The sequence below is a fragment of the Flavobacterium sp. genome (assembly GCF_041392085.1).
In the GTDB taxonomy this organism is placed as follows: Bacteria; Bacteroidota; Bacteroidia; order Flavobacteriales; family Flavobacteriaceae; genus Flavobacterium.
The window spans coordinates 1-23,391 of record NZ_JAWKMW010000011.1 but is presented as its reverse complement, the minus strand read 5'-3'; the positions used below and the strand labels follow the sequence as shown (position 1 = coordinate 23,391).

Sequence of the window (23,391 nt, the reverse complement as noted above, 5' to 3'; positions counted from 1 at the left end):
ACAACTACTTTTCAATATACTACCTGCTAACAGGAGATTGCTTCGCCAATTCGCCATAGCTCGTGTCCTATTCCGACTTCGTCATCTTGCGGAATGACAAAAAAATTGAAAACTGTGACTGAGACTGAAAAACTAAACCTCCCTCTTCATCAACCTTTCTCCAAAAGCTCTTAAAACCAATTTTTTATCTTCGCCAATTTGCATTTTGGTTAAAGTTTCAAAAGCTTTTGTCGTGTAATCTTCTATTGCTTGTTGTGTTGCTTTTGCTGCTCCGGTATGATTAAAAAATTCTTTTACTGATTCAATTTTTTCGGAATTATCACTCGGCTGAATGGAATATAAATGTAGCAATTGCTCACGTTCTTCTGATTTTGCAAATTCAATCGCTTTTAAATAAAGATAGGTTTTTTTGTTTTCAATAATATCGCCACCTACTTGTTTTCCAAAGGTCTCCGGACTTCCGAAACAATCTAAATAATCGTCTTGTAATTGAAAGGCGATGCCCAAATTCAATCCAAAATCATAAATTAAATTACCATTTTCTTCCGAAGTTTCAGCGATAATTGCTCCCATTTTCATCGCAGCTCCAACCAAAACAGCGGTTTTAAATTCAATCATTTTTAAATATTCGGGAATTGTTACATCATCACGTGTTTCAAAATCAACATCGTATTGCTGACCTTCGCAAACTTCTAAAGCGGTTTTGCTGAATAATTTTGCTAATGCTCTAAAGATTGTTGGTTCATAACTTTCAAAGTATTGATAAGCCAAAATCAACATAGCATCTCCAGATAAAATGCCGGTGTTCAAGTTCCATTTTTCATGAACGGTTTCTTTTCCTCTACGCAAAGGAGCATCGTCCATAATATCGTCGTGAACTAATGAAAAATTATGAAAAACTTCTACAGCTGTTGCCGCAGAAAGTGCTTTTTTAAAATCAACATCAAAAACCTCGGTCGATAGTAAGGTTAAAACCGGACGCATTCTTTTTCCGCCTAAACGCAAAATATAATCTATTGGTTCATACAGATTTTTAGGTTCTTTTAAAATTTTCTGATTTTCTAAATGAGCAAGAAAATGATCTTGATAAACCGCAATAGAATGCATTGGAAAAAAAATTTTTAGTTTAATGGAATACAAAGAAAACCAAAAAAAACCGAATGCAGAAACCAGACCAATAATTACACCGAAAAACAAATGTTAAATAAATGCAAATACTTTGGAAACTATTTTGGTGTTAAAAGTTTCCTTCTTACATTTGCCGGCGAAATTTGATCATGAATAAATGAAAACGAAAATTATTGAAAAAGCGGCTGAACTATTCTTAAAATTAGGTTTTAAAAGTATTACAATGGATGACATTGCTAATGAAATGGCTATTTCAAAAAAAACAATTTACAAGTTTTTTTGCAACAAAGAAGTCCTGATTGAAGAAACCGTTGAAAAGGTTCACAATGATATTAACCATACCATGTCAGAAATTTTTCAGCAAAAACACAATGCCATTAAAGAGAACTTTCAAATAAGACAAACGTTTAAGGAGCTATTCAAATCCTCAGAAACGTCGCCGGTATATCAGTTAAAAAAGCACTATCCTGAAATTTACGACAAGGTATATTTCAGACAGATTGAAGAATGCAAGGTGTGGTTCAGAGCAAATATTGAAAAAGGAATTATGCAGGGTTTATATCGACCGGAGGTAGATATTGAACTCTATTCGAAATTTTATTATCTGCTTATTTTTCAGATCAACGAATCTACTGTTCTTGAAAAAGAGACCTCAGCATTGGAATTAAAAGCATTAGAATACCACACAAGGGCATTATCGACACCAAAAGGCATTGAAGAGCTTGAAAATCAACTATCTAACCTCAATATATAATCATCAATCAATGAAAAAAGTAATTTTAATGTTAATAGCGTTTACTTTATCGGTAAATGCACAGGAAGCAAAAACGCTTTCACTTAAAGATGCCATAAATTACGCTTTAGAAAATAAGGCAGATGCAAAAAAAGCCAAATTAAGCGTAGAAAACAGTGAACATTTAATTGGCGAAGTCCGTTCAAGAGCTTTGCCCCAAATTTCTGCTCAGGGAAACTTAATGTATAATGCTATTTTACAGGAAATGGCAATGCCAGGGGAAATTGTTGGGCTTCCGGGACAGACACTTCTCGTTGCTTTCGGGCAGAAATGGACCGCTATCGGAGGGATCCATCTTTCACAAAATTTGTTTGACTATTCAGTTTTTACAGGGCTGAAAGCTGCCAAGACTACCCGCGAGTTTTATAAAGTAAACGAACAACTTACTCAAGAACAAGTGATCGAAGCTGTTTCTAAAAGTTATTACCAAATTTTCATTACCAGGCAAAAACTGGAAACCGTAGATGAAACATTAGAAAACACTGCAAAGGTTCAAAATACTGTTCAAGGGTTATTTGATAACGGATTAGCTAAAAAAGTAGATTTAGACAGAATTAAAGTAACAGTTGTTAATCTAAAATCTTCTAAGCAACAACTGGAGAATGTGGTCAAACTTCAGGAAAACTCTTTAAAGTTTCTCATCGGAATGCAAATTGAAAATCCAATAACACTCATTGAAGAAAGAATTGAAATAACTCCTGTTTTACTCGAAAATCCAAATGTAAAACAGCTCTCTCAGTATCAAGCGTTAGAGGTCCAAAAGCAGCTTTTAATTTATAATAAGGAATCATTTAAAGCAGGTTATTATCCAACTTTGTCTTTAACAGGAAATTATAGCTATCAGGGGTTGGGAGAAAAATTTCCTCTATCAGGAGCCAAGCCTGCGGACGGATTATTCTGGACAGATTATGCAACAATCGGATTAAATTTAAATATTCCTATTTTTAGCGGATTCCGTACACGCTCTCAGGTTCGTCAGGCTCAAAACCAACTGGATGTTCTTGAAGTTGATATGCAAGAAACCGAACAAGCTCTTAATCTCGCTTTTGAAAATGCTAAAACGCAAATTAATAATAGTGTTATAACCATAGAGAATCAAAAAGAAAATGTAAAATTAGCACAGGAAGTTCTTGACAATACAAATAACAATTACGTAAACGGGCTGGCTACTTTAACAGATTTAATTGAAGCCGAAAATGCTCTGGCAGATGCCAAAAACAATCTTTCGAATGCTTTGTTAGAATATAAAGTAGCAGAAATCGAACTCATAAAGTCAAAAGGGGAACTTAATTCCTTAAGATAACAAAAATCAATATCAAACCTCAATCATATAAAAATGAAAAAAATAATCTATATCCTTATCGTAATTGCCCTTATTGTCTGGGCTGGCTTTACTTTAGCCGGAAACAAACAAAAACAAGCCGAAGAAACAGCTATTGTGGCAGAACAAAGTGCTTATGTTGCTGTCCGCGTTGACACTATTAAAACCGAAGTTGTTGATGCAAGCTACAGAGCTAATGGAAATTTTGCACCATTTCAGGATTTAAAATTATCTTCTGAAAGAGGCGGACAAGTAGTTCGAGTATTGGTTCAAGAAGGGGCAAGAGTATCAGTAGGGCAAAACCTTGCTGTCATAAAAGCTGATCTGCAATCGGTAGAATTACAAAATGCTGAAGCCGCTTATCTGACAGCCCAAAAAGATGCTCAACGTTTCGAAAGTGCATATAAAACCGGTGGAGTAACCCAACAGCAGCTCGATCAAACGAATTTACAATTACAATCAGCTAAAGCAAGACTGAACCAAGCTAAGATCAATGTGGGAGACAGTAATGTAAAATCAACAATCAACGGGATTGTAAATAAAAGACATATTGAACCTGGAACAGTTGTAGCACCAGGAGCTCCACTTTTTGATGTTGTAAATGTTTCAAAACTAAAGCTAAAAGCTAATGCTACCGAAAACCAAGTTGCCAACATCAAAGTTGGAGATGAAGTTAGCATAAAAGCAAGTGTTTATCCTGATAAAGAGTTTAAAGGGAAAGTAACTTTTATCGCTGCAATGGCTGATGAGTCACTAAACTTTCCTGTAGAGATAGAAGTATTAAACAACCCAAACAACGACTTGAGAGCAGGAATGTACGGTTCTGCAATATTCGGAGAAAAATCAAAAAATCAAACTCCAATTACGGTTGTTCCAAGAACTGCTTTTGTTGGAAGTATTGCGAACAACGAAGTTTTTGTAGCTCGTGAAGGAGTGGCCCATCTGACTAAAATCGTTTCAGGAAGAAACTTCGGAGATACGGTTGAAGTTTTTGATGGACTAAAAGCAGGAGATATAGTCATCACAAGCGGTATTATCAATCTTACCGACGGAGCAAAAATTAATATTGTGAAATAAGAACAAAGAGGAAAGAAATAAGAAACAAGAGAAAAGACACAAGTCTTTCTTCTTGACTCTTTCTTCTTTCATCTAAAAAGAAAAATATATGAAATTAGCAGAAATATCAATAAAACGTCCCACGATAATAGTCGTGTTATTCACGATTTTAACATTGGGCGGACTTTTTACTTACAATCAGTTAGGTTACGAACTTATCCCGAAATTCGAGACCAATATGATTACGATTTCTACGGTTTATCCGGGAGCATCTCCTTCTGAAATAGAAAATACAGTTACCAAAAAAGTTGAAGATGCGATTTCTTCGTTAGAAAACATCAAGAAAATTGATTCTAAATCATTTGAGAGTATTTCGGTTGTAATGATTCAACTCAATCCTGGAGCTAATACCGATTATGCTTTGAACGATGCTCAACGTAAAGTAAATGCAATTTTGGCTGATTTACCTGATGATGCTGATCCGCCTTCACTCGTTAAATTCTCAATGGACGATTTACCGATTATGACAATTGCAGCTACGGGAGATATGGACGAAGTTGCTTTTTTTGATTTAATCGACAAGAAAATCCAGCCTGCACTCTCTCGTGTTCCGGGAGTGGCACAGGTGAACCTTATCGGAGGAGAAGAAAGAGAAATTCAGGTAAACATCAATCAGGAAAAATTAGAAGGTTTCGGACTTTCTATACCTGAAATCAGACAGGTCGTGATGGCTTCAAATCTTGACTTCCCTACCGGAAATGTTAAGACAAGAGAAAACACAACACTTATTCGTCTGGCTGGAAAATACAAAGATGTTACGGAACTTCAGAATTTAATTATCAAAGAAAAAAACGGAATCCAAATTCGTTTAAAAGATGTAGCAGAAGTTAGAGATACTCAAAAAGACGTTGAAAAATTAGCTCGTAACAACCAACAGAATACTATTTTGATTCAGGTTATGAAACAATCTGATGCCAATGCGGTAGCCGTGAGTGAATTGGTCAGAAAAACAGCTTTAGGCATCGAAAAAGATTACGAAGTAAACAACGTGAAATTAGCTATTGCAGATGACACAAGTGATTTTACCCTAACTGCTGCCAACAACGTAATTTTTGACATTTTCCTGGCTATTTTCTTGGTAGCTGCCGTAATGCTTTTGTTCTTACACAGTTTAAGAAATGCTTTTATTGTAATGATTACGATTCCTGCTTCGCTTATTGCAACCTTTATCGGAATCTACTTTATGGGATTCACCCTGAACTTGATGAGTTTGGTTGCTCTTTCTCTTGTTGTAGGTATTTTGGTCGATGATGCTATTGTGGTTTTGGAGAATATTCACAGGCATATGGAAATGGGTAAAAACAAGGTTCGTGCTGCTTATGACGGAGCTTCCGAAATCGGATTTACCGTTGTGGGTATTACCCTCGTTATTATTGTAGTATTCTTACCGATTACTTTGAGTAACGACTTGGTATCAAATATTATCCGTCAGTTTGCGGTAACGGTAATGATTGCAACAGCTTTTTCGTTCTTGACTTCATTTACACTCGTTCCTTGGCTTTCTTCAAGATTCGGAAAATTAGAACACGTATCAGACAAAACCATTTTCGGAAAAATTATCCTTTGGTTTGAAGCAAGAATTACTGCTTTTACACACTGGATTTCAGGAATATTGGAATGGGCCTTGAAAAGCTGGAAAACCAAACTTACCACATTATTGATAGCTGTATTTTTATTCTTTGGTTCTATTTTTGGATTAGGAGGATTTGTAGGAGGAGAATTTTTCCCTAAAATGGACAGAGGAGAATTCTTGGTTCAGATAGAACTTCCGAAAGATGCTTCAATCGAACAAACCAATTTTATTACGCAAAGAACAGAGAAGTATCTTAAAGAAAAGCCCGAAATTGTTAATATGATTACCAAAGTCGGAGAAACAAGCGGAGGATTTGGTTCTACCCAAGCTACTGCTTATAAGTCTGAGGTTAGCGTAAAATTGGTCGATAAATCTTTGAGAGCTGAAAACACGTTTATTTATGCAGCCAAACTAAAAAGAGAATTACAAGAATACTTAGTTGATGCCAAAATCACAATTGTACCTATCGGAATTATGGGAGCTGATGATGCACCTTTGCAGTTGGTTGTGGTGGGTTCTGATCTTGAAAGTGCTATGGATTTTGCCAAAAAAGCAGAAGCAGAATTATTAAAAATTGCAGGAACATCAGAAGTAGAACTTTCTGTCGAAGACGGAAATCCGGAAATCGAAGTAAAAGTAGATAGAGATAAAATGTCCCGTTTAGGTCTGGATTTATCAACAGTCGGTATGACAATGCAAACCGCTTTCTCAGGAAATACTGATGCAAAATTCAGAGCAGGAGAATACGAATATGACATCAACATCAGATATGATGAATTTAACCGCTCAAACATTGATGATGTAAGCAATATTATATTTGTCAATAAAGACGGAGAAAAAATCCGTTTAGAACAATTTGCCGATGTAAAACAAGGTTCAGGACCAAGTGTTTTGGAACGTAGAGACAAAAGTCCTTCTGTAACGGTTCGTTCTCAAGTTATCGGACGTGCTGTTGGAGACGTGGCAGCAGAATGGGAAAAAGCATTTTCTCAATTAGAAAGACCAACAGGAGTTAGCTATGTTTGGGGTGGAGATATGGAAATGCAAGGAGAAGGTTTCGGAACATTAGGAATTGCTTTACTGGCTGCTATCATCTTGGTTTATTTGGTAATGGTTGCTTTGTATAACAGTTATGTGCATCCGTTTGTGGTGTTATTTTCAATTCCGCTTGCTCTGATAGGTGTAATGGCAATTCTGGCACTTACAAATAATTCGCTAAACATATTCACTATATTGGGTATGATTATGCTAATCGGACTGGTTGCCAAAAACGCAATTTTGATTGTCGATTTTACCAACCACAGAAAAGAAGCAGGAGAGACAACAAAAACAGCTCTTATTCAGGCGAATCACGCAAGGTTACGTCCGATTATGATGACTACTATTGCGATGGTTTTCGGTATGATTCCGATTGCGATTGCCAAAGGAGCTGCAGCTGAAATGAACAACGGACTGGCTTGGGTAATTATCGGAGGACTTATTTCGTCATTATTCCTTACTCTTGTTATTGTTCCTGTTGTATATTCTGTATTTGAAGGAATCACAAACAGGTTCAGAAAAAACAAACAAAAAACAGATTATGCTCAAGAAATGATTGCTGATTATGAGCATAAGGAGTTAAGTGATGACGGGTTCACGCCAAAACATTCATAAACTATTTTTAATTCCACAAACAAATCAACCAATTAAACCACGTGAAAGCGTGGTTTTTTTTATCTTGCATAAAATTTTTATATGAAAAAAATCAGAATGAGCTGTTGTATTTTAATTTCCTTCTTGATAGTAAGTTGTGCCAATGAAGAAATTCAATCCATCAAAATTAAAGGGCAATATGAAATTAAATTACCCAAAACACTTTCCAAAGCCGATAATTTGCATGAAGATGCTTCGTTGCAATACCAAAATATTTTTAACGAATTTTATACGATTGTGATTGATGAACCTATTGCCGACTTTAACGACATGGTAAAGTTTGATTTTCTACTCAAAGGAAATTATTCTCCTGATTTAAACGGATATGCTTATTTATTGAAAGACAACTTGTCTGCAGCAATAAAAAACGGAAAGTTATCACCCTTAGAAAGCACTAAAATTAATGGTTTAGAAGCAAAACTAATGACCGTAAGTGGAACAGTTGACGGATTAAATGTTTATTACCAACTTGGCTTTATCAAAGGAAAAGAACATTATTATCAAATAGTGAATTGGACCGAGCTCAAGCGGAAAGATGACCACACCGAAAAAATGGCAAAAATAATTTCCTCCTTTAAAGAACTTAATCGCAACAAAAAGAAAATACAATAAAAAAGAGCTTCAAAATTGAAGCTCTTTTAAGGTTGAGTTTAGATATAGTTAATTTTTATTCACTTGCACAATAGCCCCTTGCGACCATTTTTTCACTTGTGCAATTCGGCTATCAGAATAATCAACTTCCGTTAAATCGGTACCTGTCCAAAAAAACCATTTACCAATTTTCATTCCGTCTTGATATTGACCCATTGCCACTTTTTTACCAGTTTCATCATACGAAACCCATTGACCATGTACTTTTCCGTCTTTATAAAAACCTTCTTGTTGCACAAGACCATTATCGTGATAAAACGTTGACTTAACCATTTGGTCAACCACTTCATGTTTTGCATTGTTCTCTTGAGCAAATACAACCCCTGAGAACACTAACATCATTGTAACAAATAACTTTTTCATATTCTTTCTTTTTAGTAGGTTAACAATTACTAAACAAATATACATATTATTTTACAATAAAAAAACTTTTGCTTAACAATTTGGTAACATTACAATAAAACTTAACATTAAGAAACGATTATCGATGAATTCTTTTATTCCTCATCCAATTACCTTTTGTCTTAAAAAACTAAAAATCTTCAAACAAAATAGTACTTTTGCAACTCAAAAAATTAGAATTAACATGTATAGAAGTCATACTTGCGGAGAATTAAACAGTACACACATCAATACGATAGTAACGTTAGCTGGATGGGTACAAAAATCTCGTGACAAAGGATTTATGAATTGGGTCGATTTACGCGATCGATACGGTATTACGCAATTAATATTTGATGAAAGTCGCACTGAAAAATCCGTTTTTGAAGCTTCTAAAACGCTTGGTCGCGAATTTGTGATTCAAGTAAAAGGTATAGTTATCGAACGTGAAGCCAAAAACAAAAATATTCCTACCGGAGATATTGAAATTTTGGTTTCGGAATTGACCGTTTTGAATGCAGCACAACTTCCTCCCTTTACAATAGAAGATGAAACAGATGGTGGCGAAGACATTCGCATGAAATACCGTTATTTAGACATCCGAAGAAATCCAGTCAAAAACTCCCTGATTTTCCGTCATAAAGTGACTATGGAAGTTCGAAATTATTTATCAAAACAAGGTTTTTGTGAAATTGAAACACCTTATTTGATTAAATCTACCCCGGAAGGAGCCAGAGATTTTGTCGTTCCCAGTCGCATGAACGAAGGTCAATTTTATGCACTTCCGCAATCGCCACAAACCTTCAAACAATTGTTGATGGTGGGCGGAATGGATAAATATTTTCAGATCGTAAAATGTTTTAGAGACGAAGATTTGCGTGCCGACCGTCAACCAGAATTCACTCAAATTGATTGCGAAATGGCATTCGTTGAACAAGAAGATATTTTAAATGTTTTTGAAGGATTAACGCGTCATTTATTAAAAGAAATCAAAGGAGTTGAAGTAGAGAAATTCCCAAGAATTACCTACGATTATGCCATGAAAACATACGGAAACGACAAACCGGACATTCGTTTTGAAATGAAATTCGGCGAGTTAAACGCTGTGGCTCAACATAAAGATTTTGCCGTATTTAATTCAGCCGAATTAGTAGTCGGAATTGCCGTTCCCGGATGTGCTTCCTACTCCAGAAAAGAAATCGATGCGTTGATTGATTGGGTCAAACGTCCACAAATCGGTGCCTCCGGGATGGTGTATGTTAAATATGAATTGGATGGCAGTTTGAAATCATCTGTGGATAAGTTTTATGACGAAACCGATTTAAAAAAATGGACCGAAATCACCAATGCAAAACCGGGCGATTTAATTTTAATTCTTTCCGGAAAAGCCGATAAAACCAGAACACAATTATCAGCACTTCGGATGGAAGTTGCCACTCGTTTAGGCTTGCGAAAACCGAACGAATTCGCTCCACTTTGGGTAGTCGATTTTCCATTATTGGAATGGGACGAAGAGACGCAACGCTACCACGCCATGCATCACCCGTTTACTTCACCAAAACCGGAAGACATGCAATTGATTAAAACCGAACCAGGAAAAGTGCGTGCCAATGCCTACGATATGGTGTTAAACGGAAATGAAATAGGTGGCGGTTCGATACGTATCCACGACCGTGATTTACAAAGTAGTATGTTCTCGCTGTTGGGTTTTTCACCCGAACAAGCCGAAAATCAATTCGGATTCCTGATGAATGCATTTCAATATGGAGCTCCTCCTCATGGAGGTTTGGCTTTTGGTTTGGATAGATTAGTTGCTATTTTAGGCGGTCAAGAGACCATACGTGACTTCATCGCTTTTCCAAAAAACAATAGTGGTCGCGATGTAATGATAGATGCTCCATCGGTAATTGATGAGCATCAACTACAGGAATTGCACATCAAACTAAATGTGAAATAAGTTATGAAAATTGCTATCCGAATCATTTTTTGTACGGCTTTAGCTTTTATTGGTTATGGCTACTACATTAAAAACGCTGCTGGAAATGAAGGGGATAAATGGGTTGGTATAGGAGTTTTAATCATTGCATTGGTACTTATGCCGCTCTTTTTGTGGCATCGTTATAAAAACAAGAAATTAACCGACTTCGTTTTAAAAAACGATAACAAAAACATTGAAAATACTGAAAATCAATAATTTTCACAAAAAAGTAACATTGTTTTAACATTCGTATTTATTTATAGTTTACCTTTGGGCATTATTAATTTTTTTTTATTACACAATGCGTACAGGTACAGTAAAATTTTTCAATGAGTCAAAAGGTTACGGATTCATCACTGATGAAGAAACCGGTAAAGACATCTTTGTTCATGCAACCGGAATCAAAGCTGAAGAGCTAAGAGAGGGAGACAGAGTTTCGTATGAAGAAGAAGAAGGAAGAAAAGGTAAAGTAGCAGCTCAAGTAGCTGTGATCGAATAATATACAATTATTTAGATTACCGAATGAATGGTAAACGTCTCGAGCAATCGGGACGTTTTTTTTATTTCATCATTCGTTATTCACCATTCATCAGTTCGTTATTTTTTTGACCGCAGATTTAAAAAATTGTAAAAATCAGCAAAATAATTTGGGCGTGCCCACAAGGGTAGTGCTTCACAAAAAACCTGTTGCCTTTGTAGTCATTTTATTATTTTTACATCAATTTAGAATCCTCATTTTGATAAAAAAATGAATTAAATACATTCAATGAATAAATTAACTAACTATTTTGGAAAATACTTATCCAATCCTGAGTTTGAACAATTCAGAACAGAAAATTTTCCTAATGCAACTAAATACAATAGCCAACTTCAATTCATCCGATGCAAAGATTCTAAATTAGAATTGGGGTTTACCAACGAACGAATGATTCGTGAAGGTGATTCTGAAAAACCTCTACGTGGAGGAAAGCCTGTATTTACCAATTTTTTCATCTATGACGCTTCCGAAAAGGTGTTTGACAGTTTACCTTTTGATGTTACGTTCCAAGACAGTTTAGCAGAAATAGAGCAAAAAGCAGGAAAGCCAAAGGATAAAAGAAATATTAAAAATCCATTTTTCGGGAATGTAACGAGTTTGTTTTACCATATCGATAAGGTGAAAATTATATTTACCTTTGATAACCTCCAAAACAAACTCACACAAATTGGTGTGGAACAACTAAAGAAAGAAATAACAGAATAAAAAATACATACAAAATGGCAAGCGGCAAACAAGTATTAATCCATTTTTTAAAAAAATATTCTCTTCAAAAAACAAAAAAAGAAGATTTAGCAGATGCTTCTGAAAACCTAAGAGTTGGATTTCTTTTACATGGCTCAACATCTAAAGAAATGTGGCAAATTGTCGATACGATTGAATGGGGAGAAGAAATAGCGGATGAGAGCGATGAAGTTATAAGTCAGGGACTAAAAATCAAAGATAAAAACATTTCTCTACCTGAACTATTTGATTATATAACATGGGAATCAGAGCATAAAATCCCCAAAAGAGTAGCAAAGCGTTTTCCGGAACTCACTCAATCCGAATATTATGCCGCAACAAGAATAATGGGATTAGTCTTATCATCCATAGAATGGTCGGACTGGTTATCGGAAGTTGAAAACGGTGGTAAACTGGATTCTGTTGAACTCAATAAGTATTTAAAATCGTATAAAGAAAAATTAGGTTATTACAGAGAGGATTCTGAAAATTATATTTAAATATGTTACCAACTTTTTAATACACAAATTACAATAAAATGACACCTAAAGAAATACTAAATTTCATTGTAGAACAAAACTACCAAGCCGTTGAAAACGCTTTAGAAAACGGATTTGATGCCAATGCCATTGTAAACAATGATGTCACGGGTATCGAATGGGCTTCTTATACCGATGATTTTCGGATGATGGAAATTTTCTGGAAATACGGTGCCAAACCAACTACTGAATATATTGAAGACATTGTTGCCGAATTTGAAAACGGAAAAACCTATCTCGATCTACAAGAACCAGAAGAAAACCCAAATGATTATCCCGATTTGACTGCTGATTTTTCGGTGACAAAATGGAAATTTCTGCAAGGAGAATTCAACAAAGAAGAAGGGAATTATTATAACATTATTCTGCCTGTTTCAAAATTTGTTTTGAATAATGAAATCGTTTCTACTTCTGTGGATTTATACGCGATTGAATTACCCGAAACTTTGTCAAGCTACATCGGAAAAACCGTTTCTTTTCCTTTAAATCCTAACGATGGCTATATTGACGGCTCGGTCTATTTGAAAAATGTTCACAATCCGGTGGATGTACCAGAAATGAAGTTCCTAGAATTGGAAAACGATTTTATCGAACTCGAAATTACGATGAAGTTTGATTTTGAATATGAAGCCATCAGATATAAAAACGAAATCTTAAAAACGGTTGTAAAACTAACCATTGAAAGCAATGTTTAAAAAAATTGAAATAGTTCTACATTCTGGAACAAACGAGATTCATTTCGGGATGGATAGAGAAACCGTCAGAAGCATTTTAGGAACGCCATTTCACACTGAAGAAGCATCGGTATTTGAATTTGACGACATCAAAATAGACAATCCGGCCAAAGACACCTATTTTGAAAATGAATTTCAGATACATTATGATGCCAACTTACAAGTAGAATACCTTGAATTTCACGGTAACGAAGCCGAACATCTAAACGTGTTTTTAGATGATGTAAACGTTTTCAAAACACCTGTTCCGGAATTGATTGAAAAGGTAAAATCAGCATATCAAACGGATTATGACCATAGCAACGAAGAACTCCCTTACTCTTTTATTTTCAAACAATTAGACTTGTCATTTTGGAGACAAGAACTTGTGGATAACCTAGGAAATGAATTTTTCTGGACTATTGGTATTGGAAAAAAAGGATACTATTAAAAACCGCCTCCATTTCACACCTTTAATCTTTAACAGAATTCTACGCACAATGCACAACCACTTCCGAAAAGCCGCTCACACCGATGCTTCACAAATCTGGACCATCCTACAAAACGCAATTCTCCGCCGAAAAGTCGACGGCAGTAACCAATGGCAAGACGGTTATCCCAACCCGGAAATCATTCAAGCCGATATTGAAAAAGGAATTGGTTATGTACTGACTGATGGTGAAATTGTTGTAGGTTATACTGCTGTTTTAATCAACGACGAACCGGAATATGACAACTTGCAAGGCGAATGGTTGACAAATAGTGATTTTGTCGTTTTTCATCGGGTAGCGATTGCTCAAGATTATCTCGGACAAAACTTATCCAAAAAAATGATCGAACATATCGAAGCTTTTGCGTTAACCAACAACATACACAGCTTGAAAGCCGACACTAACCACGACAATTTTGCCATGATGAAGATCTTTGAAAAAGCAGGTTTTGTATTTTGTGGTATTGTACATTTTAGAGGAAGTCCGAGACGTGCGTATGAGAAGGTGTTGTGAGTTGTCGGTTGTCAGGTGACTAAAAACTGTGACTGAAAACTCCCAACTTCCAATATCTAAATTCTTATCAATATTAACATTCGTTTGCTTCCTATAAAAAGAAGAATCGATTAACTTTACATCATGTATGCTTTAGTGGATTGTAACAATTTTTATGCTTCGTGCGAACGTGTTTTCCAACCTCAACTGAACGGAAAACCCATTGTTGTTTTGTCGAACAACGACGGTTGTATTATCTCTCGCAGTGACGAAGCCAAAGCATTAGGCATCCCGATGGGAGCTCCGGAATTTAAAGTACGTAAAGAACTCAAACAGAAAAACATCACCGTTTTTTCATCCAATTATGCGTTGTATGGCGATATGAGCAGCCGGGTGATGTCAGTTTTAGGACAATTCACCCCTCATGTAGAAGTGTACAGTATTGATGAAGCTTTTCTAAACTTTAACGGCCTACCTATCACTAACTATCAACAATATGGTTTAGAAATAAAAAGGCGAACGTTGAAATGGTTAAGCATTCCCGTTTCCGTGGGTTTTGCTCCTACTAAAGCTTTGGCAAAAGTGGCCAACAAAATTGCTAGAAAATTTCCAACACAAACCATGGGAAGTTATGTGATTGACACCGAAGAAAAACGTATCAAAGGCTTAAAATGGACTAAAATTGAAGACGTTTGGGGCATTGGTTTTCGGTTAACCAAGAAGATGAAAGCCCAAAACATTCATACCGCTTATGATTTTACCTTGCCACACAACGAAGCATTTATCAAAAAAGAAATGGGTGTAGTAGGTAACCGATTGCGATTGGAATTATTGGGCCAATCCGTTTTAGAACTCGAGGAGCCGAAAGACCGTAAAAACATCGCTATCACGCGTAGTTTCGATGGGAACATTACTACGTTTGATGAAATGAAAGAACGTGTTTCTACTTTTGCCTCCGTTTGTGCGGAGAAGCTTCGCAAACAAAATTCCTGTTGTTATGGCGTGATTTTATATTTGCGGAAAGACAAATACAAAGTCGATAAACCAAAATATAATTTTTATAGAATGGAAACCTTGCCTTTTGCGAGTAATTCCAGTTTAACAATAAGTACATTGGTTGTTAAAATGTTGAAAGAAATTTTTGAAGAGGGTGAAATTTATAAAAAAGCGGGAGTGATTGTCACGCAAATTATTCCGCAAGACCAAAAGCAATTTCATTTGTTTGAAGAAGAAAATCCGAAACACCAAAAAATCATGGAAGTGATGGATGCTTTTCATAAAAAAACTGGCGAACGCAAAATCCGATTGGCCAATCAGGATTTGCAACGGACTTGGAAAATGAAACAAAATTTGCTTTCGCCGAAATATACGACGGATATTCGGGATGTGTTTAAGGTGAAAATTGGTTAATGTGGCAATGGGATAATATGTCAATTAGCCAATGAGGGAGAATTAGACAATTTGAAAATTAATTTATGACAACGACCAAACTTATATTTTTTCGTCCCGATCTGGACAATCCGATTGAACTTCCGTTTATTACAGCGGGGATTAAGGCCGGATTTCCTTCACCGGCGGCGGATTTTGATGAAACAAAAATTAGCTTGGATGCTGTTTTAATCAAAAACAAAGAAGCTACTTTTTATGCAAAAGCTTCAGGAACCTCAATGATTGGTGCGGGCATAGATGATGGCGATATTATGGTTATCGACCGCAGTTTGGAACCAAAGAACAACAAAATTGCGGTTTGTTTTTTAGACGGTGAATTCACTGTAAAACGCATTAAAGTAACCCAAAAAGAAGTTTTTTTAATCCCGGAAAACAAACTGTTTGAACCCATCAAAATCACGGAAGAAAACCAATTAATCATTTGGGGCATAGTAACGTATATAATAAAAAAAATATAAAAAATCCCTTTCGCAAACCACTAACGAAAGGGACAACCACTAACCAAACTTCCAAAACTTATTTCTTTTCTAAAACTTCTAACCGTTGTACAATTTGTTGGAGTTTTACCTCAACATTTTTAAGTCGTTCTATTTCGTCCTGTTGTTTTTTTATAATTTCCTGCTGTTCTTGAATTCCTTTCACTAAAACAGGTATTATATCTGAATAATAAACCCCCATGTAGGGTAATTTTTCGGTTTTTACAGTCCCATCCTCTTGTAATACCAAGTCTTCCGTTTTAACAACTTCAGACAAAATCGGTAATAATTCCTGTGCAACAAATCCAAGTTTCTTTGCACCGTTGGGATACTCTTTCCAGTTGAAGGATACCGGTCTAAGTTTTAAAATTTCTTCCAACCCGTAATTCATGTTTTCGATGTTCGTTTTTGTATTTCTATCGGAAGTTTGAATGACGCCATTGGTTGCAAAAATATCTTGCCATCTATTGGTTCCGTTACCAATATCGTAAAGGTTATTGGCATCCGGAATAAAATTTGAATTTACTTGTAAAGTAGAAGCACCGCCGTCTTCAATTACTTCAAAAGATCCAATCTGAATGCCGTCACCGGTAATATCACCTACTTTTAAGAGCTCTGCTGTCCCGGTATTGGTGCCAATTTTTACAGCATCGTCACTAGCATCTACAAAAAACATGTTGATTTCCGTGTCAGCTTCAATTCTAAAATCGACATCGGCTCCCGTTTCGTTAAAGATTGAACCACCTTCTACTTGTAATCTGGCATTTGGAGCTATTGTGCCAATTCCAACATTAGTATTATTAGTAGCACTATTAATTCCTGCAATAGAGCCTAACACCATGCTATTACTTGTTTGCACATAAGCATTCGCCCCTATGGCAGTTGCGTTCGTTAAATTAGTTGTACCTGTTTCCGCATTATATCCAACACCTGTGTTAAAGGTTCCTACGGTGTTATTCCCTAATGCATCATTTCCAAAGGCTGAATTGTTTGTTCCCAAGCTATTATTAAACAACGCTTGATTACCTACAGCTGTATTATTATTTCCTGATGTATTAAACCATAAACTTTGGTAACCCAACGCTGTATTTTCAAATCCGAGTGTATTATTATACAAGGTGCCTGAACCAAATGCAGCATTATTATACCCTGTCGTGTTTAATTGTAGTGAACCATTTCCATTTGCGGTATTGTAATTACCCGTAGTATTTTGTAAAAGTGCATTTGTCCCTGTTGCAGTATTTTGGGTTCCTGTAGTATTAGACCCTAAGGCCTGACTTCCTATTGCTGTATTGTATGTCCCAGTAGAATTACCATAAAGTGCATTATTTCCTATCGCTGTATTGTATATTCCGGTGGTATTACTTCGCAAAGATTCAGTACCAATTGAAACGTTATTAAAGCCTGTGGTATTACTATACATTGAAAAATATCCTAAGGCTACATTATTATTGCCTGTTGAATTAAATCGCAAACTGGCTGCTCCAACACTAGTGTTTCTTACACCTAAACTATTTGTTCCTAGAGCATATGACCCCACAGCCACATTGTCACTGGCCGAAGTATTAAAAACTAGAGCACTAAAACCCAACGCAGTATTGTTTATTCCGGTTGTATTAGAATTAAGCGTTCCACTTCCAACAGCGACATTTTGAAATCCCGTTGTGTTAAGATTTAAGCTATAACTACCAACAGCAGTATTTCCTGTTCCCAAGGTATTATACTGTAAAGATCCTGCTCCGATTCCTGTGTTATTATTTGCTCTATTGTCTGTAAGACTGTCATATCCCAATGCAGTATTTGCATTACCTGTTACATTAGAAAATAACGATCTACTCCCGAATGCCACATTATTTACTCCAGTAGTATTACTTCGCAATGCATTAAATCCAACCGCAGTATTTCCAGATGCGGTATTAAATAAGAGTGCATGTTGGCCAATTCCTACATTATTTGACCCGGTAGTATTATATAACAAACTTTCACTACCAATAGATACATTTGAACTCCCAGTAGTATTATTATTTAAAGCCGCAAGACCTACTGCAACATTGCTTGCACCGGTAGTATTATCATACATTGTTAAGTTTCCTATTGCTGTATTATTACCGCCCGTATTAGAAAAAAGAGATTGATTACCTACAGCCACATTACCGCCTCCTATACTATTTGAATATAAAGTATTAAATCCTAGAGCAGTATTTCCAATACCAGTTGTATTGTTATAAGAGGCATTAATCCCAATAGCAGTGTTGGAATTTCCTATCGTATTATTAAGTAATGCATTATTACCTATAGCACTATTGGAAGAACCTGAAATGTTATCACGTAAAGCATATACTCCTAATGCAACATTATTCTGTCCTATAGTATTGTTTTCTAAAGAATAAGTTCCCACAGCAGTATTATTACTTGCCGTTGTATTACTTGTTAAAGCACGTAACCCAATGGCTACATTATTTCCACCAATTGTATTTTGGTTTAATGCATTATTTCCTATTGCAACATTTCTCTGACCTGTAGAATTATCATTCAGTGCAAATGCTCCCATAGCTACATTCCAATTACCCGTGGTATTACTATGAAGTGCATATACACCAAAAGCACTATTTTGAGATCCAAAAGTGTTATAATATAGAGTCTCTCTGCCAAAGGCAGAATTTAATGCCCCCGAAGTATTTGTTGCCATTGACAAACTACCTACTGCAGTATTTGAGTCACCAATAGTCGTGTTGTTTAAGGCAGCGTAACCTGTTGCTGTATTTAAGGAGCCCGTTGTAATATTTTGACTTGCTTCATGACCAAAAGCCACATTGAATAAACCTGTGGAAAGATTTTCATGCGTATAAATTCCAAATGAAGTATTCTGTAAAGATATTCTTCCGGCCTCACTATTATTTCTCTTAAACACTAAGTCTTGGTTATTTGTAGTTCCAATAAAGTCTGTAGAAGTTACTGAATTTCCTGTTAAGCTCCATGCCGTATTGTTTGTATTTGCTTCAACCCATTCCTTTGTAACAACCGCTTTACCGTCAGATCCATCAATCAGGGCATTGGTGGTTGAAGGTAAACGAGTTAAACCATTTTTTAATACAATCATTGCATCACTGCGTTCAGCATTATCAACAACATTATTGTTGTTTGCATCAATAGCATTTCCTATGACAAATAATCTGTCAGTGGCATTTGCAGTTCGAAACAAACCTACACCACCAGTTGAAGGAGTATATGACGTTGCTCCAACTCCCAAAACAGTTTCTCCGAAAGAGGCTGTAGAATTGGAAACCCCTGAAGCAATAGATTTATACCCAAAGGAATTGTTCTCAAAGCCATATGCGATTGAATATTCGCCATTTGCAGTTGAATTATTTCCAAAAACAATAGTATTACTGCCCTGAGCAAGATTCCCGTTGCCAAATGCCGTTGAAGCTGCTCCTAAAGCACCGTTTGTTTGTCCAAAAACTGTTGAATTTGTTCCGCTAGCTGTTGAATCAAGTCCAAAAGCCGTCGAATTAATACCTGACGCGGTTGTATTATTACCAAAAGCTGTTGAATTAGTTGCTAACGCTCGTGTAAGATAACCAAATGCTGTTGAATTCAATCCAGATGCCTCGGTATTATCGCCAAATGCTGTTGTTGAATTACTAGACGCAATAGTGCTTCTTCCAAAAGCTACAGAATACGTTCCGACATTAGAATCATTCCATTGAGTACTACCTATACTACCAGCTCTAAATGCTGCTTTTCTTGGATTCCAATACATTTTTACCCCCCCACCAAGAGGTGCTACAATCCCATTGTTTAAAACGCCTGTTGAAACAAAACCATCCGTTCCAGAAATGGTAACTGCTCCATTATCGGCAATTATTGTTCTTCCTGCACCGGATCCACCAAAATCATACGCTTGGTCAAGTGTACCTCCATCTGCTCCTTTTACGGCCATCCATGTTGTAGTCCCATTGTCCCAATAGTAAAATCCGGGCGGATTACTGCCGAAAGTTGTGGTCAAATAAACCATCATTCCTTGTTGAGCGACTCCCGGATTGGTTGATGGAAAAGCATCAACTTTTGGAATTAATATTCCGTCCGTATTTGCCGGATTTGTTTCGCTTGACGATTTAATTTCTAATTGAGCATTGGGTACTGTTGTGTTGATTCCTACTTGAGCAAAAATGCTGCTAGTAGCTAACAAAAAAAACAGCACAACATTTTTTCTTATCTTAATTATTCTCATAAATATGAATAATGGACTAATTGAACAAATTTGACTTAGTAATGAATGTGGTTAAATTTTACTTCAAATTTCAAAATATACATACTATCTTAATAACATAAAATGAAATTAGGCAAAAAACCAACCTTGATTGGTCAGTTATTTGTGATAATTTGATTTACTACTTGCTCTTAAAGCTAATTATTTAAATCCCTGAAAAAACTATTATCCCTGTCATTTATCACCTAATAATAACCATCCATACAAAACAATAAAACCAAATACATTATTTAGTATATTGCATAGTTAATCCTCTTTTTTAAGCAGTATGAATGCCATTTTAATCGATGATGAATTGAATGCCCTAAAAAGTTTGGCATGGGAAATTGAAACTTTTTGCACTGATATAAAAGTAGTTGGTCAATTCTCAGATCCTTTTGACGCTTTAAAATATCTCGAAAAAAACACTATTGATATTGTTTTTTTAGATATTGAAATGCCGGGTTTAAATGGGTTTCAATTTATTGATCTTTGTCCTCAAAAAAGCATAAAAATAATTATTACAACGGCTTATGACCAATATGCTATTCAAGCCATAAAAAAAAGAGCGTTTGATTACTTATTAAAACCCATAGACAGTGATGATTTAAAGGATTGTATTGACAAAATTAAATTTGAAATAGACCAAGAGAAATCACAAATTGATATTGAAAAAATACTTTTTGATTTTACGAGTAAAACAAATCCAAATTATCAGCGATTAAGCTTTAATTCAGATAGTAAATTGTTTTTTTACGATGCTGATGATATTTTATATGCAAAAAGCGAGGGCAATAATAGTTTTATTTATTTTGACAAAACGAAAAAGAAATTAATTAATCATAATCTCAAAGCTGTTGAGGAAAAACTATTAAATTATCCTTTTGCCAGAGTTCATAACAGTTTTATTATTAATTTGAACAAATTGATTGAGTTTAATAAATCGGAACAATATGTAGTTTTACATCATGATGTGATTATTCCTGTTTCTCGCCAGAAAAAAGATGAACTTTTAAACAAGTTGTAATGCACGAAGCAAGACTTATTTTATGGCATATTGTCATTTCTGCATTAGTTGTTTTTTTTATATTAAGTTTAATTATTTACAACCAAACGAAAGAGAAAGCATTTAAATATTACGCTCTTTACAATCTTTTTTTACTATTTTACTTATCTACAAAAACGGTTTACATTGAACCTATTATATCTTGGTATGCCAATAGTCGTTTTTTTGCTCTTAATTGGATGAATCAAATCATATATAATACAATGATGGTGTTTTTTTATATTCATCTGTTGGATTTATACAACCATTACAAAAAACAAACTACCTATTTTGTTAGATTTTTAACTGTTAATTTAATTATTGCTATCCTTCTTTTTTTTCTTTCGATTGTTTTGCACGATACCGCTTTTATCAAGAATTATTTTTTATATCTATTTACACCTTTACTTACTATCTATGGTCTTTATTTTTTAAAAAATGTCTATGTTATAAAAAATACACTTTCTAAGTTAGTGCTTTGCGGAACACTGATTTACACAGTGTTTGTATTATTTGCATTGTATAAAACATTAATCAATGATTACTCTATTGCACCAATAACCTATTTATTAATTGGTGTTTTTGTTGAATCATTGCTTTTCATGACAGCATTGGCCTTTAAAATTAAAAACATCTATTCTGAAAAAATTATAATGCAACAAAACGTTATCTTAGAGAAAACCAAACTTAATGAGCTAAAAGAAAAACATCAAAAAGACTTAGAAGACAAATTATTAATACAAGAAAAACTTCTTCGTTCTACATTAGAAAAATCTGAAGGTGAAAAAATTGAGCGTCTGAAATCACAATATGAAAATGAAATTCTAAACCTCAAGTTAGATGCGTTACGTAGTCAAATGAATCCTCATTTCATTTTTAATGCCTTAAATTCAATTAAAGTTTACTTTATCGAAAACAATAAAGAAAAAGCGGTGTATTACCTGAATAAGTTTTCTAAACTCATTCGGAATATTTTAGAATTTTCCAAACGAGAATACATTACTGTAAAGGAAGAATTAGAAGTTATTGAACTGTATCTAACCATCGAAAATATTCGTTTTAACAATGCTATTTCATTGATTTTTGAAAAATTGGATGATGCAAAAATGACAGAAAAAAGAATCCCCGGATTGATTTTACAACCTTTTGTTGAAAACTCAATTTGGCATGGTTTAATGCGAAAAGAGGGTCATAAAGAGATAAAAATTGGATGTATAAGCAATAATAATAAAACCGGACTTTTTATTCAAGATAATGGAATAGGTCGAGAAAAAGCGAAAGAAAACAAAATGAACTCCTTTAAAAAAGACTCTTTGGGAATTGAATTTAGTCTTGAACGATTAAACAATTTTAATCTGCAAAATCAATTGACATATACTTTAGAAATTATCGATTTAAAAGATGAAAATAATAAACCTATAGGTACAAAAGTTATTTTATGGCTCAGTTAATATAAAAAAGATCCCCTTCCGCAAACCACTCGCCAGAAGGGGATCAACCACTAAAACTAATTTCCAATTATTTACTTTCCTCTAATTTTTTTATTTTCTCCAACACATCCGTATATTGTTTTTGAAATTGTTGTTTTAATAACTCTATTTCATTTTTCTGACTTTCAATTTTTTTGTTTTGTTGTTCAATAATATTCTGTTGGTCTTGTGTAGCTTTAATTAACACCGGAATCAAATCGCTGTAATACACACCTAAAACAGACGAAGCTACTTTTTTGCGGTTGCCTTGTTCATCTTCTTCCCAATCCCAATCTCTAACAACTTCCGGAATCACCTGTTGTAATTCTTGTGCAATTAACCCCAATTTCATCCCGCTACCATCATCTTTTATCCATTCGAAGCTAACTGGTCTAAGTTGCATTAGCTTATCTAAACCATACGATAAATTTTTAATATTTTTCTTTTGTCTTACATCACTTGTATTGATAGCTCCATTTTGAGCAAAAACTGTATTCCATTTGTTAGCACCTTGTCCTAAATTGATAACGCCATCATTCATAGGCATGAACCTGTTAATTTGAAATTGATA

The 23,391-nt window shown here is 35.0% G+C and carries 21 protein-coding genes; 17 read left to right on the top strand and 4 right to left on the bottom strand.

The window, feature by feature from the left end; all coding sequences use genetic code 11:
- Positions 1 to 132: 132 nt before the first annotated feature.
- Positions 133 to 1,107: a polyprenyl synthetase family protein gene (locus R2782_RS10475; RefSeq protein WP_371268192.1), complete on the bottom strand. Its 975-nt coding sequence runs from the start codon at positions 1,105 to 1,107 to the stop codon at positions 133 to 135.
- A 178-nt stretch (positions 1,108 to 1,285) separates the two neighbouring features.
- Between R2782_RS10475 and R2782_RS10470 the strand changes: the two genes are divergently transcribed.
- From R2782_RS10470 to R2782_RS10450, 5 genes are all read left to right on the top strand, one after another.
- Positions 1,286 to 1,882: a TetR/AcrR family transcriptional regulator gene (locus R2782_RS10470; RefSeq protein ID WP_026712181.1), complete on the top strand. Its 597-nt coding sequence runs from the start codon at positions 1,286 to 1,288 to the stop codon at positions 1,880 to 1,882.
- Between the two features lie 10 nt (positions 1,883 to 1,892).
- Entirely contained in the window at positions 1,893 to 3,224 is a 1,332-nt protein-coding gene (locus tag R2782_RS10465; protein WP_371268191.1) for a TolC family protein, read from the top strand.
- A gap of 33 nt (positions 3,225 to 3,257) precedes the next feature.
- Positions 3,258 to 4,319, top strand: coding sequence for an efflux RND transporter periplasmic adaptor subunit (locus R2782_RS10460; RefSeq protein WP_371268190.1), 1,062 nt, complete (start codon positions 3,258 to 3,260; stop codon positions 4,317 to 4,319).
- Between the two features lie 88 nt (positions 4,320 to 4,407).
- Positions 4,408 to 7,584 (top strand): efflux RND transporter permease subunit, encoded by a 3,177-nt coding sequence (locus R2782_RS10455; protein WP_371268189.1) that lies wholly within the window; start codon positions 4,408 to 4,410, stop codon positions 7,582 to 7,584.
- Positions 7,585 to 7,665: 81 nt separating this feature from the next.
- A complete protein-coding gene (locus tag R2782_RS10450) occupies positions 7,666 to 8,235 on the top strand; it encodes a hypothetical protein (protein WP_371268188.1) in 570 nt (189 codons plus the stop codon).
- Positions 8,236 to 8,283: 48 nt separating this feature from the next.
- On the opposite strand, the gene R2782_RS10445 is transcribed toward R2782_RS10450, so the two are convergent.
- Positions 8,284 to 8,637, bottom strand: a complete 354-nt coding sequence (locus R2782_RS10445) for a toxin-antitoxin system YwqK family antitoxin (protein WP_371268187.1) — start codon at positions 8,635 to 8,637, stop codon at positions 8,284 to 8,286.
- 223 nt (positions 8,638 to 8,860) lie between these two features.
- Between R2782_RS10445 and aspS the strand changes: the two genes are divergently transcribed.
- From aspS to R2782_RS10395, 10 genes are all read left to right on the top strand, one after another.
- Positions 8,861 to 10,612, top strand: coding sequence for an aspartate--tRNA ligase (gene aspS, locus R2782_RS10440; protein WP_371268186.1), 1,752 nt, complete (start codon positions 8,861 to 8,863; stop codon positions 10,610 to 10,612).
- A 3-nt stretch (positions 10,613 to 10,615) separates the two neighbouring features.
- Entirely contained in the window at positions 10,616 to 10,849 is a 234-nt protein-coding gene (locus R2782_RS10435; RefSeq protein WP_371268185.1) for a hypothetical protein, read from the top strand.
- An 85-nt stretch (positions 10,850 to 10,934) separates the two neighbouring features.
- Positions 10,935 to 11,132: a cold-shock protein gene (locus R2782_RS10430; RefSeq protein WP_129462785.1), complete on the top strand. Its 198-nt coding sequence runs from the start codon at positions 10,935 to 10,937 to the stop codon at positions 11,130 to 11,132.
- A gap of 267 nt (positions 11,133 to 11,399) precedes the next feature.
- Entirely contained in the window at positions 11,400 to 11,876 is a 477-nt protein-coding gene (locus tag R2782_RS10425) for a hypothetical protein (RefSeq protein ID WP_371268184.1), read from the top strand.
- Positions 11,877 to 11,890: 14 nt separating this feature from the next.
- Positions 11,891 to 12,394 carry a hypothetical protein gene (locus R2782_RS10420; RefSeq protein ID WP_371268183.1) on the top strand — a complete coding sequence of 168 codons (504 nt, stop codon included), beginning with the start codon at positions 11,891 to 11,893 and terminating at the stop codon, positions 12,392 to 12,394.
- Between the two features lie 38 nt (positions 12,395 to 12,432).
- Positions 12,433 to 13,128 carry a hypothetical protein gene (locus R2782_RS10415; protein ID WP_371268182.1) on the top strand — a complete coding sequence of 232 codons (696 nt, stop codon included), beginning with the start codon at positions 12,433 to 12,435 and terminating at the stop codon, positions 13,126 to 13,128.
- Positions 13,121 to 13,597: a hypothetical protein gene (locus tag R2782_RS10410; RefSeq protein ID WP_371268181.1), complete on the top strand. Its 477-nt coding sequence runs from the start codon at positions 13,121 to 13,123 to the stop codon at positions 13,595 to 13,597. The genes R2782_RS10415 and R2782_RS10410 overlap by 8 nt, the downstream gene beginning before the upstream one ends.
- A gap of 49 nt (positions 13,598 to 13,646) precedes the next feature.
- The gene (locus tag R2782_RS10405; protein ID WP_371268180.1) at positions 13,647 to 14,150 is read left to right on the top strand and encodes an N-acetyltransferase family protein; all 504 of its coding nucleotides are present in this window, start codon (positions 13,647 to 13,649) and stop codon (positions 14,148 to 14,150) included.
- Positions 14,151 to 14,273: 123 nt separating this feature from the next.
- Complete coding sequence (locus R2782_RS10400) at positions 14,274 to 15,539, top strand: Y-family DNA polymerase (protein ID WP_371268178.1); 1,266 nt, start codon at positions 14,274 to 14,276, stop codon at positions 15,537 to 15,539.
- Positions 15,540 to 15,604: 65 nt separating this feature from the next.
- Positions 15,605 to 16,036 (top strand): LexA family protein, encoded by a 432-nt coding sequence (locus R2782_RS10395; RefSeq protein WP_371268177.1) that lies wholly within the window; start codon positions 15,605 to 15,607, stop codon positions 16,034 to 16,036.
- Positions 16,037 to 16,094: 58 nt separating this feature from the next.
- Here R2782_RS10395 and R2782_RS10390 read toward each other — a convergent pair whose 3' ends face one another.
- Complete coding sequence (locus R2782_RS10390; protein ID WP_371268176.1) at positions 16,095 to 20,288, bottom strand: tail fiber domain-containing protein; 4,194 nt, start codon at positions 20,286 to 20,288, stop codon at positions 16,095 to 16,097.
- A 307-nt stretch (positions 20,289 to 20,595) separates the two neighbouring features.
- Here R2782_RS10390 and R2782_RS10385 point away from each other — a divergent pair, with 307 nt between their 5' ends.
- On the top strand, positions 20,596 to 21,333 hold the full coding sequence (locus R2782_RS10385) for a LytR/AlgR family response regulator transcription factor (protein ID WP_371268175.1): 738 nt from the start codon (positions 20,596 to 20,598) through the stop codon (positions 21,331 to 21,333).
- Positions 21,333 to 22,802: a histidine kinase gene (locus tag R2782_RS10380; RefSeq protein ID WP_371268174.1), complete on the top strand. Its 1,470-nt coding sequence runs from the start codon at positions 21,333 to 21,335 to the stop codon at positions 22,800 to 22,802. Before R2782_RS10385 ends, R2782_RS10380 begins: the two co-directional genes overlap by 1 nt.
- Before the next feature lie 67 nt (positions 22,803 to 22,869).
- Here the strand turns inward: R2782_RS10380 and R2782_RS10375 are convergent.
- A partial coding sequence (locus R2782_RS10375; RefSeq protein ID WP_371268173.1) for a tail fiber domain-containing protein occupies positions 22,870 to 23,391 on the bottom strand: 522 nt, incomplete at its 5' end.

Excerpts from the sequence above, each read along its gene's own strand:
- R2782_RS10390 (WP_371268176.1), bottom strand. The coding sequence starts at position 20,288 with ATGAGAATAATTAAGATAAGAAAAAATGTTGTGCTGTTTTTTTTGTTA.
- R2782_RS10395 (WP_371268177.1), top strand. The coding sequence starts at position 15,605 with ATGACAACGACCAAACTTATATTTTTTCGTCCCGATCTGGACAATCCG.
- aspS (WP_371268186.1), top strand. The coding sequence starts at position 8,861 with ATGTATAGAAGTCATACTTGCGGAGAATTAAACAGTACACACATCAAT.
- R2782_RS10380 (WP_371268174.1), top strand. The coding sequence starts at position 21,333 with ATGCACGAAGCAAGACTTATTTTATGGCATATTGTCATTTCTGCATTA.
- R2782_RS10420 (WP_371268183.1), top strand. The coding sequence starts at position 11,891 with ATGGCAAGCGGCAAACAAGTATTAATCCATTTTTTAAAAAAATATTCT.
- R2782_RS10410 (WP_371268181.1), top strand. The coding sequence starts at position 13,121 with ATGTTTAAAAAAATTGAAATAGTTCTACATTCTGGAACAAACGAGATT.
- R2782_RS10405 (WP_371268180.1), top strand. The coding sequence starts at position 13,647 with ATGCACAACCACTTCCGAAAAGCCGCTCACACCGATGCTTCACAAATC.
- R2782_RS10435 (WP_371268185.1), top strand. The coding sequence starts at position 10,616 with ATGAAAATTGCTATCCGAATCATTTTTTGTACGGCTTTAGCTTTTATT.
- R2782_RS10465 (WP_371268191.1), top strand. The coding sequence starts at position 1,893 with ATGAAAAAAGTAATTTTAATGTTAATAGCGTTTACTTTATCGGTAAAT.
- R2782_RS10425 (WP_371268184.1), top strand. The coding sequence starts at position 11,400 with ATGAATAAATTAACTAACTATTTTGGAAAATACTTATCCAATCCTGAG.
- R2782_RS10400 (WP_371268178.1), top strand. The coding sequence starts at position 14,274 with ATGTATGCTTTAGTGGATTGTAACAATTTTTATGCTTCGTGCGAACGT.
- R2782_RS10450 (WP_371268188.1), top strand. The coding sequence starts at position 7,666 with ATGAAAAAAATCAGAATGAGCTGTTGTATTTTAATTTCCTTCTTGATA.
- R2782_RS10385 (WP_371268175.1), top strand. The coding sequence starts at position 20,596 with ATGAATGCCATTTTAATCGATGATGAATTGAATGCCCTAAAAAGTTTG.
- R2782_RS10470 (WP_026712181.1), top strand. The coding sequence starts at position 1,286 with ATGAAAACGAAAATTATTGAAAAAGCGGCTGAACTATTCTTAAAATTA.
- R2782_RS10475 (WP_371268192.1), bottom strand. The coding sequence starts at position 1,107 with ATGCATTCTATTGCGGTTTATCAAGATCATTTTCTTGCTCATTTAGAA.
- R2782_RS10415 (WP_371268182.1), top strand. The coding sequence starts at position 12,433 with ATGACACCTAAAGAAATACTAAATTTCATTGTAGAACAAAACTACCAA.
- R2782_RS10445 (WP_371268187.1), bottom strand. The coding sequence starts at position 8,637 with ATGAAAAAGTTATTTGTTACAATGATGTTAGTGTTCTCAGGGGTTGTA.
- R2782_RS10460 (WP_371268190.1), top strand. The coding sequence starts at position 3,258 with ATGAAAAAAATAATCTATATCCTTATCGTAATTGCCCTTATTGTCTGG.
- R2782_RS10430 (WP_129462785.1), top strand. The coding sequence starts at position 10,935 with ATGCGTACAGGTACAGTAAAATTTTTCAATGAGTCAAAAGGTTACGGA.
- R2782_RS10455 (WP_371268189.1), top strand. The coding sequence starts at position 4,408 with ATGAAATTAGCAGAAATATCAATAAAACGTCCCACGATAATAGTCGTG.